General features: G+C 40.1%; 18 protein-coding genes and 1 pseudogene. 2 read left to right on the forward strand and 17 right to left on the reverse strand.

Annotated elements, in window-relative coordinates:
* Positions 1-217 precede the first annotated feature (217 nt).
* The 9 genes from SB775_RS24260 to SB775_RS24300 all read right to left on the reverse strand — a co-directional run bounded on the left by SB775_RS24260 (position 218) and on the right by SB775_RS24300 (position 6,763).
* Positions 218-616, reverse strand: coding sequence for a VOC family protein (locus tag SB775_RS24260; protein WP_089362739.1), 399 nt, complete (start codon positions 614-616; stop codon positions 218-220).
* A 47-nt stretch (positions 617-663) separates the two neighbouring features.
* On the reverse strand, positions 664-1,944 hold the full coding sequence (locus tag SB775_RS24265) for a family 8 glycosyl hydrolase (RefSeq protein WP_410863704.1): 1,281 nt from the start codon (positions 1,942-1,944) through the stop codon (positions 664-666).
* A gap of 101 nt (positions 1,945-2,045) precedes the next feature.
* Positions 2,046-2,630, reverse strand: coding sequence for a glycerol-3-phosphate 1-O-acyltransferase PlsY (gene plsY / locus SB775_RS24270; RefSeq protein WP_061465219.1), 585 nt, complete (start codon positions 2,628-2,630; stop codon positions 2,046-2,048).
* A 74-nt stretch (positions 2,631-2,704) separates the two neighbouring features.
* Positions 2,705-3,370 carry an O-methyltransferase gene (locus SB775_RS24275; RefSeq protein WP_289319518.1) on the reverse strand — a complete coding sequence of 222 codons (666 nt, stop codon included), beginning with the start codon at positions 3,368-3,370 and terminating at the stop codon, positions 2,705-2,707.
* A 1-nt stretch (position 3,371) separates the two neighbouring features.
* Positions 3,372-4,076 (reverse strand): glyoxalase, encoded by a 705-nt coding sequence (locus SB775_RS24280; protein WP_410863706.1) that lies wholly within the window; start codon positions 4,074-4,076, stop codon positions 3,372-3,374.
* Between the two features lie 60 nt (positions 4,077-4,136).
* Positions 4,137-4,409 carry an alpha/beta fold hydrolase gene (locus SB775_RS24285; protein ID WP_410863707.1) on the reverse strand — a complete coding sequence of 91 codons (273 nt, stop codon included), beginning with the start codon at positions 4,407-4,409 and terminating at the stop codon, positions 4,137-4,139.
* Positions 4,410-4,680: 271 nt separating this feature from the next.
* Positions 4,681-5,328, reverse strand: coding sequence for a pentapeptide repeat-containing protein (locus SB775_RS24290; RefSeq protein WP_061465229.1), 648 nt, complete (start codon positions 5,326-5,328; stop codon positions 4,681-4,683).
* A gap of 421 nt (positions 5,329-5,749) precedes the next feature.
* A complete protein-coding gene (locus SB775_RS24295; RefSeq protein WP_410863733.1) occupies positions 5,750-6,133 on the reverse strand; it encodes a YjdJ family protein in 384 nt (127 codons plus the stop codon).
* A gap of 234 nt (positions 6,134-6,367) precedes the next feature.
* Positions 6,368-6,763 (reverse strand): VOC family protein, encoded by a 396-nt coding sequence (locus tag SB775_RS24300; RefSeq protein ID WP_410863709.1) that lies wholly within the window; start codon positions 6,761-6,763, stop codon positions 6,368-6,370.
* Positions 6,764-7,101: 338 nt separating this feature from the next.
* On the opposite strand from SB775_RS24300, the gene SB775_RS24305 reads away from it, so the two are divergent.
* Together SB775_RS24305 and SB775_RS24310 are read left to right on the forward strand one after the other, a co-directional pair.
* Positions 7,102-7,482 (forward strand): MarR family winged helix-turn-helix transcriptional regulator, encoded by a 381-nt coding sequence (locus SB775_RS24305; protein WP_089362787.1) that lies wholly within the window; start codon positions 7,102-7,104, stop codon positions 7,480-7,482.
* Between the two features lie 12 nt (positions 7,483-7,494).
* The gene (locus SB775_RS24310; RefSeq protein ID WP_410863710.1) at positions 7,495-8,694 is read left to right on the forward strand and encodes an MFS transporter; all 1,200 of its coding nucleotides are present in this window, start codon (positions 7,495-7,497) and stop codon (positions 8,692-8,694) included.
* A gap of 146 nt (positions 8,695-8,840) precedes the next feature.
* On the opposite strand, the gene SB775_RS24315 is transcribed toward SB775_RS24310, so the two are convergent.
* From SB775_RS24315 to SB775_RS24350, 8 genes and pseudogenes are all read right to left on the reverse strand, one after another.
* Entirely contained in the window at positions 8,841-10,061 is a 1,221-nt protein-coding gene (locus SB775_RS24315; RefSeq protein ID WP_377406180.1) for a hypothetical protein, read from the reverse strand.
* Positions 10,062-10,085: 24 nt separating this feature from the next.
* Positions 10,086-10,919: a hypothetical protein gene (locus SB775_RS24320; protein WP_410863712.1), complete on the reverse strand. Its 834-nt coding sequence runs from the start codon at positions 10,917-10,919 to the stop codon at positions 10,086-10,088.
* On the reverse strand, positions 10,916-11,602 hold the full coding sequence (locus SB775_RS24325) for an ABC transporter ATP-binding protein (RefSeq protein WP_061465241.1): 687 nt from the start codon (positions 11,600-11,602) through the stop codon (positions 10,916-10,918). The genes SB775_RS24320 and SB775_RS24325 overlap by 4 nt, the downstream gene beginning before the upstream one ends.
* Complete coding sequence (locus SB775_RS24330; RefSeq protein ID WP_061465243.1) at positions 11,599-11,979, reverse strand: GntR family transcriptional regulator; 381 nt, start codon at positions 11,977-11,979, stop codon at positions 11,599-11,601. The genes SB775_RS24325 and SB775_RS24330 overlap by 4 nt, the downstream gene beginning before the upstream one ends.
* 191 nt (positions 11,980-12,170) lie before the next feature.
* Positions 12,171-12,923, reverse strand: coding sequence for an AAA family ATPase (locus tag SB775_RS24335; RefSeq protein ID WP_410863713.1), 753 nt, complete (start codon positions 12,921-12,923; stop codon positions 12,171-12,173).
* A 51-nt stretch (positions 12,924-12,974) separates the two neighbouring features.
* Positions 12,975-13,598 (reverse strand): YdbC family protein, encoded by a 624-nt coding sequence (locus tag SB775_RS24340; RefSeq protein WP_410863715.1) that lies wholly within the window; start codon positions 13,596-13,598, stop codon positions 12,975-12,977.
* Positions 13,579-14,109 (reverse strand): GrpB family protein, encoded by a 531-nt coding sequence (locus SB775_RS24345; protein WP_410863716.1) that lies wholly within the window; start codon positions 14,107-14,109, stop codon positions 13,579-13,581. The genes SB775_RS24340 and SB775_RS24345 overlap by 20 nt, the downstream gene beginning before the upstream one ends.
* A pseudogene (locus tag SB775_RS24350) lies at positions 14,106-14,527 on the reverse strand (hypothetical protein); the annotation flags it as partial. The pseudogene SB775_RS24350 and the gene SB775_RS24345, both read right to left, overlap by 4 nt.
* Positions 14,528-14,538: the final 11 nt, after the last annotated feature.

A 14,538-nucleotide genomic window follows, 5' to 3' on the forward strand; every position in this document is an offset into this window, starting at 1 on the left:
GCGAGCATCTGGAGGGGAAATCAACCACAACTCACTACCTGGTAAATAGCAACAAAGTATGTGAAAACAGCCTTTCTTTAAATACGATCCAGTTGTTTCAGCCGGAGCACTTTTTTCGACCGTCACTGCACTTTTTCCGACCGTCACCGCACTTTTCCGAACCCCCTTTGGTCAACAAACTGAAAAAAGCCACTATCCAGCGGCCTTTTCAATTCATTCATATTGGGAGAGTAAGTTGCCAGGAAACACCGAACTTATCAGATACCCATCCGAACTTCTTACTGAAGGAATAATCGCCTAATGGCATCAGCACTTCTCCGCCATCAGTTAAACTCGCAAAAATCCTGTCAATTTCCTCTTCCGTATCACATGTAAGGAATATTGAAAACGAAGGTGTAAACGTAAATTGATGCTTAATATTGCTATCGATGCACATAAACTCCTGATCCTTCAAGGTAAAGGCAGCTTGCATGATACTTCCCTCTGCCCCTGCTTCATTCGCTCCATACCGAATCATGCTGGTTATTTTCGATCCTTCAATTAAAGATGTGTAATAATTCATGGCTTCTTCTGCATTATTTCCTTGGAACATCAAGAAAGGTGTGACCTTTTTCATTCATCATCAAACTCCTTTTTCAACCTTAATTATTCCCGATATCGGGTTTATGGCGCCCACCAGTTACCTGAAACAACAATCATTGTTTGTAATTTTATCGTATTGGCAAAATAGTCATCATCTTCTTGTTCCTGTATCGTCCTTTTCCATAATCGGTTGATCCATTGCTGATTGGAGGAATCAACCATGGCACTGACCATGAATGGAGCAACAAAGGTTGTACTATTTCCTTCTTCTAAGACTTTTCCGTTTAGAGTATAGCCGGATTGGATATTTTCAGGGTTCCCATCCGTTTCCTCCTTAATCCAATTATTCATCTTCTTTAATTGCGGCAGCGCTCTTTCATCACCAGTAAGTAAGTAATCGAGCGTATAGCGCCAAGGGGTCCTGCTGCTGTTCCAGCTATAATTGCCGTCATTCTCCCCTTCTAAAAAGTCAGCTTGTGCCGGCTGGTATCCTCCCTTGGATTGTACAATGAAGTCCGGCATGAGGCCTGTATTGCCGCTTTTTTCTTTATAAATGGATTGAATGATCTCATAAGCCTTATCCGTTACACCTTGCCATTCATGATTCCCAGTTGCTGCCTCAAAGGACTTCAAATGATTGAGAAGAAAGTCCGATGAACGAGTCGATTGTCCGTATACATCATCTTCATCTTCCGCCCAGTCCCCTAGTTTAATCAGGGACTGCGACCGATTTATCTCATTCGACATGATTGCATCCATGATGTCCTTTGCTCTGGCAAGATAGTTGATTTCCCCTTCACTTCCCCATTGGCGATCAGCCAATAATAACGAATAAGCGATATCCATATCGCCATCCGTTGCTGAATCGGCATCACCTGGCGTATTTATGATTTTGCCCGATTTATCCTTTACTTGCTGCCACGCCATTAATGAAGAATCATTATCACTTTTATGCGCTTTATAAAAACGATAAAGCCCATCGAAGTACTGCCTGTCCTTGCTGCCTGCCATGATTGCCGTTATCATCATCCCATAACCGTGTGCTTCAGAAACGGTCACTGCGTTCTTGGGTTCGGCATATCCTTTATCATTGTAAAAAATATAATATTCATCCTTTTTATCAGCAGGCTGCCTAAGATATTCATCTTTCCAGACTTTGTAAAAATCCGCTACATCATCATCCAGCTCTTCTTGTGATAGATTGTCAGGTTTTATCGTTCCTGATTGATAGACAGTATGCTGTGGAAAGGGCCTTTTACTTTCCAGTTCTTTCTTTGTGGTTTGAGGTCCTAATGCAATCCAGGCGATGATTCCAAAAACGATCACGCCCATAGCTATTAATAAGCTTGCTCTTTTTTTCATGGTTGGCTCCTTGGATTATGGTGATATGAATTTGAGCGTGAAACATAAACATTTTTATGTACTTCTTTTCCTGCTGCGAATGATTCAATAGCGAGGTTCCATTAAAAGATTCTGCCCACTTTTGCTTCCGTGCCCTTCCATATTCTCTTTATATTTTCCCTATGTAAAATGATGACGAATAAGCAAATGAATGAAGAGAGTGCAGTGATGAGCCTGCCTTCAAATAATAGGCTGTAAATCAATATGGAAATGCTCCCCAAAATCGAACTGAGAGATACATATTTTGAAGTCAGCAAACTAATGAAAAAAACGATGCAAGCACTGAATGTACCTAATGGAGCTAAAAATAAAAGCACTCCCGCTGATGTTGCCACGGCCTTGCCCCCTTTAAATCCCGCAAAAACAGGAAAGGCATGCCCAATTATGGCAAGTAAGCCGCATAGTATTGGGGAAACGTTTGAATGCAGCATCATAGGGAGGAAGCAGGCGATGGAACCTTTCATTAAATCAGCAATGGCTACTACCGTCCCCGCTCTTTTGCCCAATACCCTAAAACTATTGGTTGCGCCAAGATTCCCACTCCCATATCCACGAATATCGGTACTATAGAACAATTTGCCGATAACCAGAGCAAATGGGATGGAACCTATTAAGTAACTTGATAGGAGAATGATCATGTTCAGCATAAATTACCTTCTTCTTGGAAGCATTGATTATATCTCAAGGATCCTACGATTCTTTTATAACGCCTTTTGAAGCTTCACTCTTTTACAATCCCGATAACAAAACCATCATATCCTTTCATACCAACAGTTTGCAAGACGGTCGAATCGATTCGCGGTTCTTCGGATAGCCTATCTATGAATGTCCGTACACCCATCACACTCGGGTCTTTGCTATCCTGATCGATCACTTTTCCATCGCGGATGACATTATCGACCACGATGACGGTCCCAGGCCGTGAAAGTTCCAATGCCCATTTAAGATACTCGGGATTATTAGGTTTATCAGCATCAATAAAAATTAGGTCGAAGCCCGATAATCCTTTTTCTTGAAGGGTTGGCAAGGTTTTGAGCGCCGCCCCGACCATTATATGGATTTTATCGGCCAATCCCGCATTTTTGATATTGGCTTCCGCCACTTTTGCATGCTTAGCCTCGTATTCAAGCGTTATCAACCGCCCATCTTCCGGCAATGCACGCGCGAGCCAAACACTGCTATAACCTCCAAGTGTCCCTATTTCCAATATATTTTTCGCTCCACTGATCTTTGCTAGTAAATGAAGGAATTTCCCTTGGTTTGGAGATACATCAATGGCAGGCAGCCCTGCTTCTGCATTCGCTTTCAATATCAAATTCATGATTGGATCTTCCGTATGAAGTTTATTACTAAAATATAAATCTACATCATTCCAAATTCCAGACATCTCAATCTTCCCCCTTGATCAGTTTCATCTTTTTCAATTCCATGAATCCTTCGCCATCCAATGATATATCTATTTGCTGATTAATGACTAACGAAAGCGGAAAGATTTCCGACTCTCTATCCGAAAAGAACCAGCGCCGTTTCCTTGGACCTAAAAGTAAAAATGCTCCTGCTTCATGCTCCCCCATGAAATTCAATCCATCCTCTCTTATCGGTTCACCACCCCTTACAGGTATGCCGAAACTGATCAACTGATTCCCTAAAGCCCTGACTTCATTCGTCGTAATGTTCATTTCACTAATGCACAGGACGTTTTGAGCTGAGAAAGACTCAGCCCCAGATTTGGGTGACACGGAATACCTGGATATGAACTCAACAATGTTGCCTGAAGGGTCTGAAAAATAAAAGGCATGTGCATCTGAATAGCTGAAATAAACTTCGTCCTCATCATCTTCGCTTGTCAATTCCACCTTTGAATTCGCCCATGCTTTTGCCAAAGTGAATAAATCGGTCGGTATGTTCATGGCAAAATGATAAAAAGGCTTTTTTTGGAGATGGTATTTTTTAATTTCAAGTACACTGTCCCCAGCCCTAATTTCAAAACCATCATCTGTATGCGATAGTAACTCGAATCCTAACTCATTAACATAAAATTCCCGCATATCATTCAATGCATGACTGTACATGGTGACCTTATTGATAATCAAAGTCTAATCCCCCTTAAAATCCCCAACCCGCCTAACAAATATTGTAAACAAATACATTATTTATGCAAATATTCTGTACTCTTCATTTACATGGCTATGAGAAAACCCAATTAGGATTACTTTCTTCCCGCTTGCTTTTTCTTCGATTAATTTAATTACTTCTTCTGCACTACCTTTTATAGAAAAATTCATTTCATAATTGCTTAGTCTATGTTCAGGTAAGTCTGGAACTATGCAATGATAATGAGTGAAGTATTCCCAGATCCAACTACTCACTCCGCCACATGTAAAAATAGCACTCTTATCACCATATTCTTGATAATGTAAAGCCAAAGGTTTCACCTCTCTTTTTTGTAAATATTATTTTATTGGTAAGTGTTATTAATACTTTCAAGGTTAGTACTACGTTCGTAATATGTAATAAGTTCCATTAAATTGGACGTAAACAATTCCATTCAAAAAAGGCCACCAAATTGGTGGTCCCCCGCTTAGAGAGCAGTACATTTGCCTTACGCTCTTCCTGGCAATGCATGCTTTGTAGCATAATATGCGATAAGGCGATTACATTCCTTAAAATCATACTCACTTTTCATCTTAAAAAGTTTCACTCTTTAATTTTCAGTCCAAGCATGGCTGCAAAGCCTATTGCTTGGTCCGGGGAAACTTCGCATCCATTTAAATCCTCCAGGGATACGGTAAGCCTTTGAAATGTAGAACTGCTAATATCAATTCCTTTTAGCGGTGTCCGGGAAAAGTTCACTTCATTTAATTTACATGTATCGAACATCACTTTCTTGAATTTACAATCATAATAATCAGCACTTTCCAATGAGCAATGATCGAACTTCACTTGTTTTAATGCGGCATAACCAAAAGCACTTAAATTACAATTGCAATTCTCAAAGGAGACATTCCCTAAACTGGCATCAGAAAGATTAATGCCTAATAGTTTGGACTCTTTGAATTCCACCCGATGAATCGAGCCACCCATGAAATCGGCATTCGTCAAATCGCAATGATCAAAAACGACATCCGTCAGCTCAATATTCCTGAATGATACATCGCTGAATATCACATGTTTAAAAACTACCTGTGATAATACGATTTGGTCCATCTTTTCTCTATCGATCGTACAATTGCTTATGATACAGGTATCCAGATATGGCTCATCTTTATAATATATTTCCTGAAAGTTCGCTTGAGTTAAGTCATGGGGGATTTTCGGCTGTTCAATTTTGATTTTGCCTGACATATTATCACCTTTTCACTTTATTCTTAAAATCATTAAAGACCATTGAGGGCATTGGCTAAAAGTACAGCAACATGTAAACAGAATCATTCAAGTAATCACGTTGCTTTGCTACAAACAGATCTGAATGAAGTTTGCCATGTGGCATTCCCTGTCCAAATTTCAAAAGCCTGTTTAAACAGCATAACAGCTTTCTAAAATGTGCGGGCATTAATATTTTTTAGAAGAATGGCTATTAATTTTGGTCATTTTGTGTCTCCTTACCAGCTTTCCATATTGCCCAAATAAAAAAGCCGCCCCGTATGGCAGCTCCGCAAAAAAGCATGAAGTGAATTTAAAAATCGGTCTTGATTTCTTTAGGCACCCGGAAATAATATAGAGCGGCACCCATTATGGCCATCATACCGCTTATCAGAAAGAAAGCTTAAAAGATATTCCATCCCACAGTTGGGGAATTGGATACAAAACCACTCAAAATCAGAAAAAGGACGCCAAATCCAGCCAAAAATAGTGCTATTTTTTTGCTGCTTCTTTTGAATAGGGCATAACCCGTAAGTATGATTAAGTACGAAGACGTTAGGACCATCAGCATCGGAAATACCGGTTTGAATTTTGCTGCATACACGAAATAGTCCAAATTCGAAATATCTTGATCATCCATCACTTGATCATTCAACATCTGTGAAAAGTGAGTTGAATATTTCCATTCCCAAGGGTTATCCAGAATTTCGCTGCCTTCATACCAGGTACAAAATGAAAAAAGTAAAAGGAAAAATGCAGCGATTATTATTTGGACAAAGTATTTCACTGACAATATCACCACCTATAGACAATATACCCAAACTATACCAACAACTTGGAAATTTATATACAACTAACCATCTTCCTATAATAATTAGACCCAGAAAAGCTAAAATTTAATCAGAAAAGGGAATAAGATATTAAGGGCTAGCAAAAGCTAAAGATGGATGTCGTTAGCCTTTATATCAGATAGTGCGGTTGCTTAGCCATTTCCCTTCATCTTACCAATTAACGAAAATACTTAAGGTGCGACCAATTCAACTTTCATCCTATCCGGGTCTTCGAAAAATACAGCATAATGTTCCTTCCCACCGGCGAAGGGGTGCTTGTCTGCATAGAGGATGGTAACTCCCCTGTCCCTTAATTTTCTAGTGATCTCATCTACCTGTTGACGGGAGGTGGCGTGAAAAGCTAAATGATTAAGACCCACTCGTCCCCTATGATAGGGATTGTCAAGAAACCTAGTTGCCGCTTGTACAAAAACAATGTACATGTCATCCAATCTCCAACTCTTCCCGCTTTCCCACTCCTGGTATGGCTCATAATTGATTTCCTCCAAAAACCAGCCCCAAAAATCAACGGTCCTATGTAAATTTGAAACATTCAGCTCAATATGATGTAGAAATCCCTTTGACAACTTTCATCCCCCTTTAATTTGGGCCTTTACTTGTAAGTTTGGTGCTTTTACTCGTGAGTTTGGCGCTTTTACTCGTGAGTTTGGCGCTTTTACTCGTGAATTTCGTGCTTTTACTCGTGAATTGGGCTTAAATCGTGAATTGGGCTTAAATCGTACATGCTTCACATCTTCTCCTATATTCTCCCTCACCTTATCAAAAACTCCAAGTCCAATTGGACATAATGAATGATTTCTGTTATTATAGTTACTCAGGGTAATAATTACTCAAGGTAACTATATATTATAAGGAGTGTTTCTAGATAAAGACTTACCAAAAATTCTTTCAGCAATTATTGCTAATGTACCGGCCTTTTGAAAATAATCTAAATATACAGCTAAACAAGCATGATTTACACAGGGCGCAATGGTCCATTTTACATTACTTATCCAATTATGGTTCGGCAACGCTTGTAGAGCTTGCCAATTATCAGAGTGTGGAAAAGCCTACAATCACCAGGACCATTACCCGTCTGGAAGAGCTGGGATATGTCGAGCATGTGCCAAGTAAAGATAGACGGGAAAAAAGAATGCGGCTTACTGAGCTTGGCTCAAAGCTCTACAGTGAAGTCCGCGTGACAATCGATCAATACGAACAGGACATCTTGAAGGGGATCACTGAAGAGGAACAACTCGCAGCCATACGCATTATGGGCGAAATAAGAAATAACATTATAAAATAAGGAGATAATAAAATGGAACAATCCAGACCTAGACTGTGGACAAAGGACTTTGTCATCGTTTCTTCCATCAATTTTTTCATAACATTAATCTTTTATTTACTGATGGTGACACTTGCCATCTATGCCGTAAATGAATTGGATGCTTCTACAAGCCAAGCCGGACTCATATCGGGTATTTTCATAATCGGTACATTAATCGGACGTCTGTTCATCGGCCGTTTCATTGATTCAATCGGCCGCAAGAAAACATTATTCATCGGATTGATCTTTTTCACTTTGACAACACTTCTATATTTTGTGGATCTCGGAATTGGCTTCTTGCTCGTTAACCGCCTGATCCATGGTATGGCAATGGGTATGGCGAGTACTGCGACAGGAACGATCGTCGCCCAGATCATCCCGGCAACACGAAAAGGAGAAGGCATCGGCTACTACAGCATGAGCGCGACACTTGCGACGGCAATCGGCCCTTTCATCGGTCTGTATATGGCTCAACATACAAGCTTCCAAGTGATTTTCAGTTTCTGCCTGGCTTTGGGGCTGATCAGCCTGATTACAGCATTCTTCCTTAATGTCCCGGCATTGAAAGTGACGGCAAAAGCTACGGAAAGCAAAGGATTCAAGCTTTCCAATTTCATTGAACCTAAGGCACTGCCCATTTCAATCATCACTCTGTTATTGGCATTCTGTTATTCCAGCGTCCTTTCTTTCATCAGTTTCTATGCCACCGAAATCAATCTGGTCAATACGGCAAGCTTCTTCTTTGTCGTTTACGCAGTAGCCGTATTATTATCACGCCCTTTCTCAGGACCGTTAATGGACCGGAAAGGATCGAACTTCATTATGTATCCATCCTTTTTGATTTTCGGAGTCGGTTTGCTCCTTCTAAGCATAACAACCAATAGCTTCACTTTACTGGCAGCTGGTTTCCTCATTGGCCTCGGATTCGGTAATATGCAATCAAGCTCGCAGGCGATTGCCGTTAAGCTGACACCGCCCCACCGTATGGGGATGGCAACATCCACCTTCTTTATCATGCTTGATGCAGGACTTGGATTCGGCCCTTATATTCTGGGATTCATCATTCCAGTAACAGGGTACAGCACACTGTATGTCATCCTTGGCGGTGTGGTCATCGCAACTTCCATTCTTTACTACTTCCTGCACGGCAGGAAAGAACGTTCAGCCAGAGCGAACTTGGCTTCCGTTTAATGAAAAAGGGATATCCCATTGGAGGATATCCCTTTTTTCACGATTTTTGTGCCATTTAAAGAATCAAGCCGATTAGAATTCGTCCTTCACTAAAAAAAGAAGCTGTCTCAAAAGTTTTTGAGACAGCTTCTAGTGATAGTCATCCCTTATTTGACTTCCAAGCTTTCGATATTAAAACCATAATTTTTGCCGTTCTTTTTATTTGTGACTGTTTCACCTTTATATAAAGTCTTTCCAGTCTTATAATCGGTAATTAGAAGTTGGGCAGGCTTGGATGTTAAAACGCCCTCTTGATCCCTTCCGCTGCCTAACAGGAAGTATACACGCCCATTCTTAAAGGCAGCGAAGTCTTGTTCTTTTTTATTAACAGTTAGATCTAGCTCCATGTCATTCGTTATCTTTTGACTGCTTAGATCAAACGTCTTAATGTGATATTTATCGGACTTGGTATCAACTATGTAAAGTTTTTTCCCATCCGCATATCCACCTCTTGCCATGTCCGGGCTAAGCGATTCTTTTTTGGGCAATTTAACCGTTTCTAATTTTTCCGTATCATAATTATAAGATAAAAGCTTGCTTTCCTTTAGTTTTTCCTTAAAGCCATCCTCATGATTTACCCCTTTAATTAACGAAATTAATACCATGTTGTTTGGCTGGGAAGGTGCAATATCAGTTGGCATCTCAAGATCAACTTGATTGGGATCAGTAAAAGTTTCAGATAAAAGGGTTTTATCACTCAAAACTTTCTTATTAGCTAAATCGATCGTATACAGATGAACCTCTATTGTTTGCTTTTCATCGTTTGAATTAACATCATTCATCGTTAAAACCTGCAGTTTTGAATGGACCAACTGCACATCCCTGACAACAACATTCATGATTCTCTCTTGATCGGGAAGTTCAATTTTGAAAGAAGTTTCATCCTCGCCTTTCTTCTCCAGCAAACCGATATCAAACTCCGCTTCCATTTTTCCGTTCTTTGTAAAATCTTCATTCACCGAGGCGTAAGCCAGGAAATCATCGTCTTCATATAAAGAATTAATGGAATCCCTACCACGCATAAATGAACGATGTTCTTTTATCAATCTTTCAATTTGAAAATCTTGTATTCCAGATAAGTTTTCAAAGTAAGACCGTTCGCTGGCATATATGGATTGATTGGATTCAATCGTTAATGGTTCATATCTGGGATTAACTTCGAGTGAACCATGTATTATTACCGGATCAAGCTCTTTATCACTGCCTTCTAGCGTCTTGAAATTATACTTTGGAAGGCCGGAAGCGGAGGAAGCTACTTTGACATAATAGGTCCCGATGCTTAAGATGACAACCATTCCAATAATGATGCTGCATATATAACGTTTCACCTTGTCACTCTCCTTTAATAGTTGTTATACCGTAACGCGATTTTTCAATAACCAGGAACCAAGCCAAATCGATAATCCTGTCAAAATGATTCCTAAGGCGAGCTGCAGACCAAGTATTTCATTAGGGTAAAAATAGAAAGTACCACTCTCCATTACGAAAACAGGAGTTAAAAACACTGCAGCAGAGATCCCGACATACACCAAGCCCAAAATGATTCCTTTTATGCGGAAACTTCTTTCAAACATGATCGCCGTGAATAATATCGACATGATCATAAGACCTATGCCATAGGAAAGCAGGAATTGCGTGAACGAGCTAGGGATTATCAATGACAAAATCGGAATGAATTTCGTAATGCCGTAAGTTGACATTTCATTCAAGAGCGATTCAGGTACGTATGAATTAAATAGGGCATTTTCCATGGGTAAAATGATAATCTGGAAAGCAATCAATCCTAACACCATCAAGAAGATGGCCGTGGCTTTGGAAAGGTAGATTGATAATCTGGATGTCGGTAACATCAATAGACGATAAATGAACGTATTCTTTCCAAACCAATCACGATACCAAATAAGAAAAATGTAAAAAATCAGGGCAACGGCACTCAGCGCGATCGGTCCTAGAAACCAGAGGGTATTGACGATATGGGTAAAATCAATGCCTCCTCCATATTGGGTAATATAAGTGGCTTCCGATAGTTTTTCTCTTGAGATGATCTCCCTGGCATTATTAAGAAGACTTTTCGTTACGATGATCACGCCAGCAAATTGCGAAACCAAGGTTATCAACAATAAGGATATATATATTTTACTAAAACGATTGATTTCAAAGTTCACTAGCTTTAAATATCGCATCATGCTTGATACACCTCTCTCATTACATCGACTACCGATTTCCCTTCATCCTCACGCATTTCTTCTGTATTGAACTCTTTGAGGACTTTACCGTTATCCAATAAAATGACCTTATCGATCAAATGTTCAATATCGCCGATTTCATGGGTCGTGATGATGACTCCTCTATCTTCAATAAGGTGGCTCGCAAAGACATCGGCAATTTGCTCGCGGCTAAACATATCAATTCCCGAAAATGGTTCGTCCATCAGTACATAATCCACGTCAAGGGACAGCCCCAGCATTAGGTTTAGCTTAGCTGTGTTCCCTTTAGACAACTCGGAAATGGGGGTCTCTTCTTTCAGTTTAAAAAATCCCAATAATTGATTAGCTCTTTCTGAGTTCCATGACGTATAGAAATCTTTCATGAAAACCATAGCCTGTTTAACGGTCATTTGCGGAAGCATGGTCGGTGCGTCCGGAATGAACGTGATTTTTTCATAACTGTTATGTGTCATTTTTTGATCATCGATCAGGATTTCACCTTTATATGGCGTCAATCCCATGATCGCTTTGAGTGTAGTCGTTTTACCGACACCATTTATCCCGATCAGACAAGTAACTTCGCCTTTATTGGCTGTAAATGAAACACCATCTAAGATTGTCTTCCGTCCATATTTCTTAGAGATTTGTTTTACTTCTATCATTTTTCATCCCCCTCCCTTATTTCTTCCGAATATTTTTCTTTAACCACTTGAAGCAGCTCATCAACCGGCACATTAATCGGACGAATAGCATCAACAAAAGAATCAACAGCTGCAAGAATTAGCTCCTGTCTAACAGCCTGTAAAATCGTTTCATTAGTCGTGATTTGACTTGGAAAATTTCTTTCTGTATGAATCAAGCCCTGTTCCTCCATTTCTTTATACGCTTTTTGTGCTGTATTAGGATTAATATTCAGTGAAGCCGCTAGTTCTCTTCGGGAAGGAATCTCCTGTCCGGCTACGAAATTGCCAATGGCTATTTGTTCTTTAAAATGTCTCACGACTTGCAGATATACCGGTTCCCGGGTATTAACGTTCATAAAACCACCCCCTATTATTTAGGACAAAATCTAATTTACATGTAGTCACCTGTGTATGTACCAAGTGGTTCATACACCTTATAGATGTACTATACCTGTAATACACCTAAGCTGTCAATCATAATTTTCAACAAAATGAAAACCCCGAATGAGCAGTGCAGACGGGGTTTTCCATTAAAGATGCTACAAGCTCATTGAAATAGATGATGAAGCAGCCGACCTTTATCTTCAAAAAACTGTTTCATCAACAAATAGTGATTGGACTCCTCTAAAGTCACTTCATTCATACCCTCATCTGATATTTGAAGGATTTTAGCATCTGGATAGGCCATGATGATCGGGGAATGGGTGGAAATGATGAATTGGGAACCTTGTTTAACGAGCTCGTTTATCCTGGCTAACATCGATATTTGCCTTAATGGCGACAAAGCAGCTTCAGGCTCATCGAGGATGTACAATCCATTGCCTTGAAATCGTTCTACAAAAGCAGAAAAAAACGATTCCCCATGAGATTGCTGGTGAAGCGATTTTCCACCGAAGGAATCGATGATTTTCGGTCCCGATGCCTCCCTGTCCAATTCCTCTATATTCGTAGCTAAATTATAAAAGGTTTCCGCCCTAAAGAAAAAATGATCCTTAGGTTTGTACACACCCTTTTTCAAACGGAGGTATTCGTCCAAATTGGAGTGTGAATCATAATTGGAAAAATTGAAATTCAACGTTCCGCCTTCCGGATTGAAGCCATACGCAATCGCAATGCCTTCAAGCAAGGTGGACTTCCCCATTCCATTTTCCCCGATAACATAGGTAACACTGGGATGAAAAGCCACTTCTTGAAGGTGCCTGATAACCGGCAGATCAAGAGGGAATTGGTCATACGAAGATATTCGGTCCCTATTTAGGTAGATGCCCCTTATGTACTGTGAATCATAATCTAGTTTCATTAGTAATCACCTTCTGTAAAATAGATTTTTAGCATTGAAGTTAGCCATCATTTAAATGACCGCCCACTTTGGATGCAATTCAATTAAGCTTCCTGTAATACGTTGGGTTGAATCTTTCACTCCCGATTCCTTTATCAAGGCAGGCAATTCCTTATCCACGTACCGTTGATATGAATATTCATTGTCCCATAATGAGGCGACCAGATATCTCCCGTTTTGCTTTTTACCGAATGTACCTGACAAAATGCCCGGTGAGTGCATCATCCCTTTGTTCCATACTTCTTTTTGCATCTGCTCAAAGTGGGCTTGTTTATTTTTTTCAACATAACAGTCAGTCACTCGAAGTAGTACCCCCTTGCCAAAAAAAGCGGTAATATCTGTAGTTCCTATATTGAATATTTTCTCGAATATATCGACAGAAATTTTTGTATAAGTACTTCTTTGGTCACTCTTCAAGAATAAATCATCATGCTGATGCCGCATGAAACGTTGATAGGAATGGAGGTCTTTCCATACGGAGAGAATCCCTGCTTCAAGAGGCTCATTTTTATTCCACCCTCCGATTTGACCCATGAAACCAGCACAATGGAGCAACTCTCCCCATCCCTCTTGTGCTGTAGAAAATGCATGCTTGTTTTCCACATTCACTTGGCATTTAATCCACTTCATCAACATGGTGATCCGCCCATTGTTTCGCTCTTTCATCCACCTTTTTTATAAAATCATTTTTCCCGTTTACATACCCTTTGATATCATCTGGAAATTCTGCTGCCAAGCGCTGTTTCAGCTGACTATACTTTTGTGCTTCATAAGGGTGTGCCAGCATATAATCCCGAAAGGCGAGGTGTCTGGAAATTTCCGCATGCCCTTTTTGAAACATGTGAATATGGTGTGTCCTCTCATCCCCGCCTTTAAGAAAAAACCTTCGTCCAGCGATGCCATTCTCACCCCTAGCATCATAACCTATCCGTTCCATCTCTTTATTAAAATCAGCGACACATTCCACATCTTTAACTACTGCCAAAATATCTATTACTGGCTTGGCATGGATCGCAGGTATGGCCGTGCTGCCAATATGGTATAAATTCATCATTTCATGCCCGAAAATATCCTGTAATCTTTTGCATTCATTTTGAAATAGCTTGGACCATACTTTCTTATGTGAAACGACTTCGACCTTTCTCATGAAAGCCTCCTTTTTTCATACACGTTCCCTTTAGTTAATGTTTCTTCCATTTGATGCTGCTTGTAAATTAGGCTTTCATCTGTGAATGGAGCCTGTTCGAAGGCATATGCCAGTTTTATCAATAACCCTTCACTAAAAGCGGTGCTGGCGATTGTCACACGAAAAGGGCCGCCTCTTTTCATGAAACCAGCAGGTACCGCAATGGACGGATACCCCGCTTTGGCGCAAATGGTGGAACCTATGTAGGAAGGAAAAAGAATCGCATCAAGGTCATCCTTCTTCAAGGCAAAATCAGTGCCCTGTTCCAATATAAATCTTTCAGTTTAGCATTCAAGTATTCTGGGTTTCTTAACGTATTAGGGAGACCTTCCCTATTCTCCCATTTATTTTGCCCATATTTTAATGCTCGTTCCCTTATGCCTTACATTC

This window comes from Peribacillus sp. SIMBA_075, from assembly GCF_046534585.1.

Excerpts from the sequence above, each read along its gene's own strand:
- SB775_RS24265 (WP_410863704.1), bottom strand. The coding sequence starts at position 1,944 with ATGAAAAAAAGAGCAAGCTTATTAATAGCTATGGGCGTGATCGTTTTT.
- SB775_RS24275 (WP_289319518.1), bottom strand. The coding sequence starts at position 3,370 with ATGTCTGGAATTTGGAATGATGTAGATTTATATTTTAGTAATAAACTT.
- SB775_RS24290 (WP_061465229.1), bottom strand. The coding sequence starts at position 5,328 with ATGTCAGGCAAAATCAAAATTGAACAGCCGAAAATCCCCCATGACTTA.
- SB775_RS24345 (WP_410863716.1), bottom strand. The coding sequence starts at position 14,109 with ATGAGAAAGGTCGAAGTCGTTTCACATAAGAAAGTATGGTCCAAGCTA.
- SB775_RS24310 (WP_410863710.1), top strand. The coding sequence starts at position 7,495 with ATGGAACAATCCAGACCTAGACTGTGGACAAAGGACTTTGTCATCGTT.
- SB775_RS24325 (WP_061465241.1), bottom strand. The coding sequence starts at position 11,602 with ATGATAGAAGTAAAACAAATCTCTAAGAAATATGGACGGAAGACAATC.
- plsY (WP_061465219.1), bottom strand. The coding sequence starts at position 2,630 with ATGCTGAACATGATCATTCTCCTATCAAGTTACTTAATAGGTTCCATC.
- SB775_RS24330 (WP_061465243.1), bottom strand. The coding sequence starts at position 11,979 with ATGAACGTTAATACCCGGGAACCGGTATATCTGCAAGTCGTGAGACAT.
- SB775_RS24335 (WP_410863713.1), bottom strand. The coding sequence starts at position 12,923 with ATGAAACTAGATTATGATTCACAGTACATAAGGGGCATCTACCTAAAT.
- SB775_RS24340 (WP_410863715.1), bottom strand. The coding sequence starts at position 13,598 with ATGTTGATGAAGTGGATTAAATGCCAAGTGAATGTGGAAAACAAGCAT.
- SB775_RS24320 (WP_410863712.1), bottom strand. The coding sequence starts at position 10,919 with ATGATGCGATATTTAAAGCTAGTGAACTTTGAAATCAATCGTTTTAGT.
- SB775_RS24260 (WP_089362739.1), bottom strand. The coding sequence starts at position 616 with ATGAAAAAGGTCACACCTTTCTTGATGTTCCAAGGAAATAATGCAGAA.
- SB775_RS24305 (WP_089362787.1), top strand. The coding sequence starts at position 7,102 with ATGTACCGGCCTTTTGAAAATAATCTAAATATACAGCTAAACAAGCAT.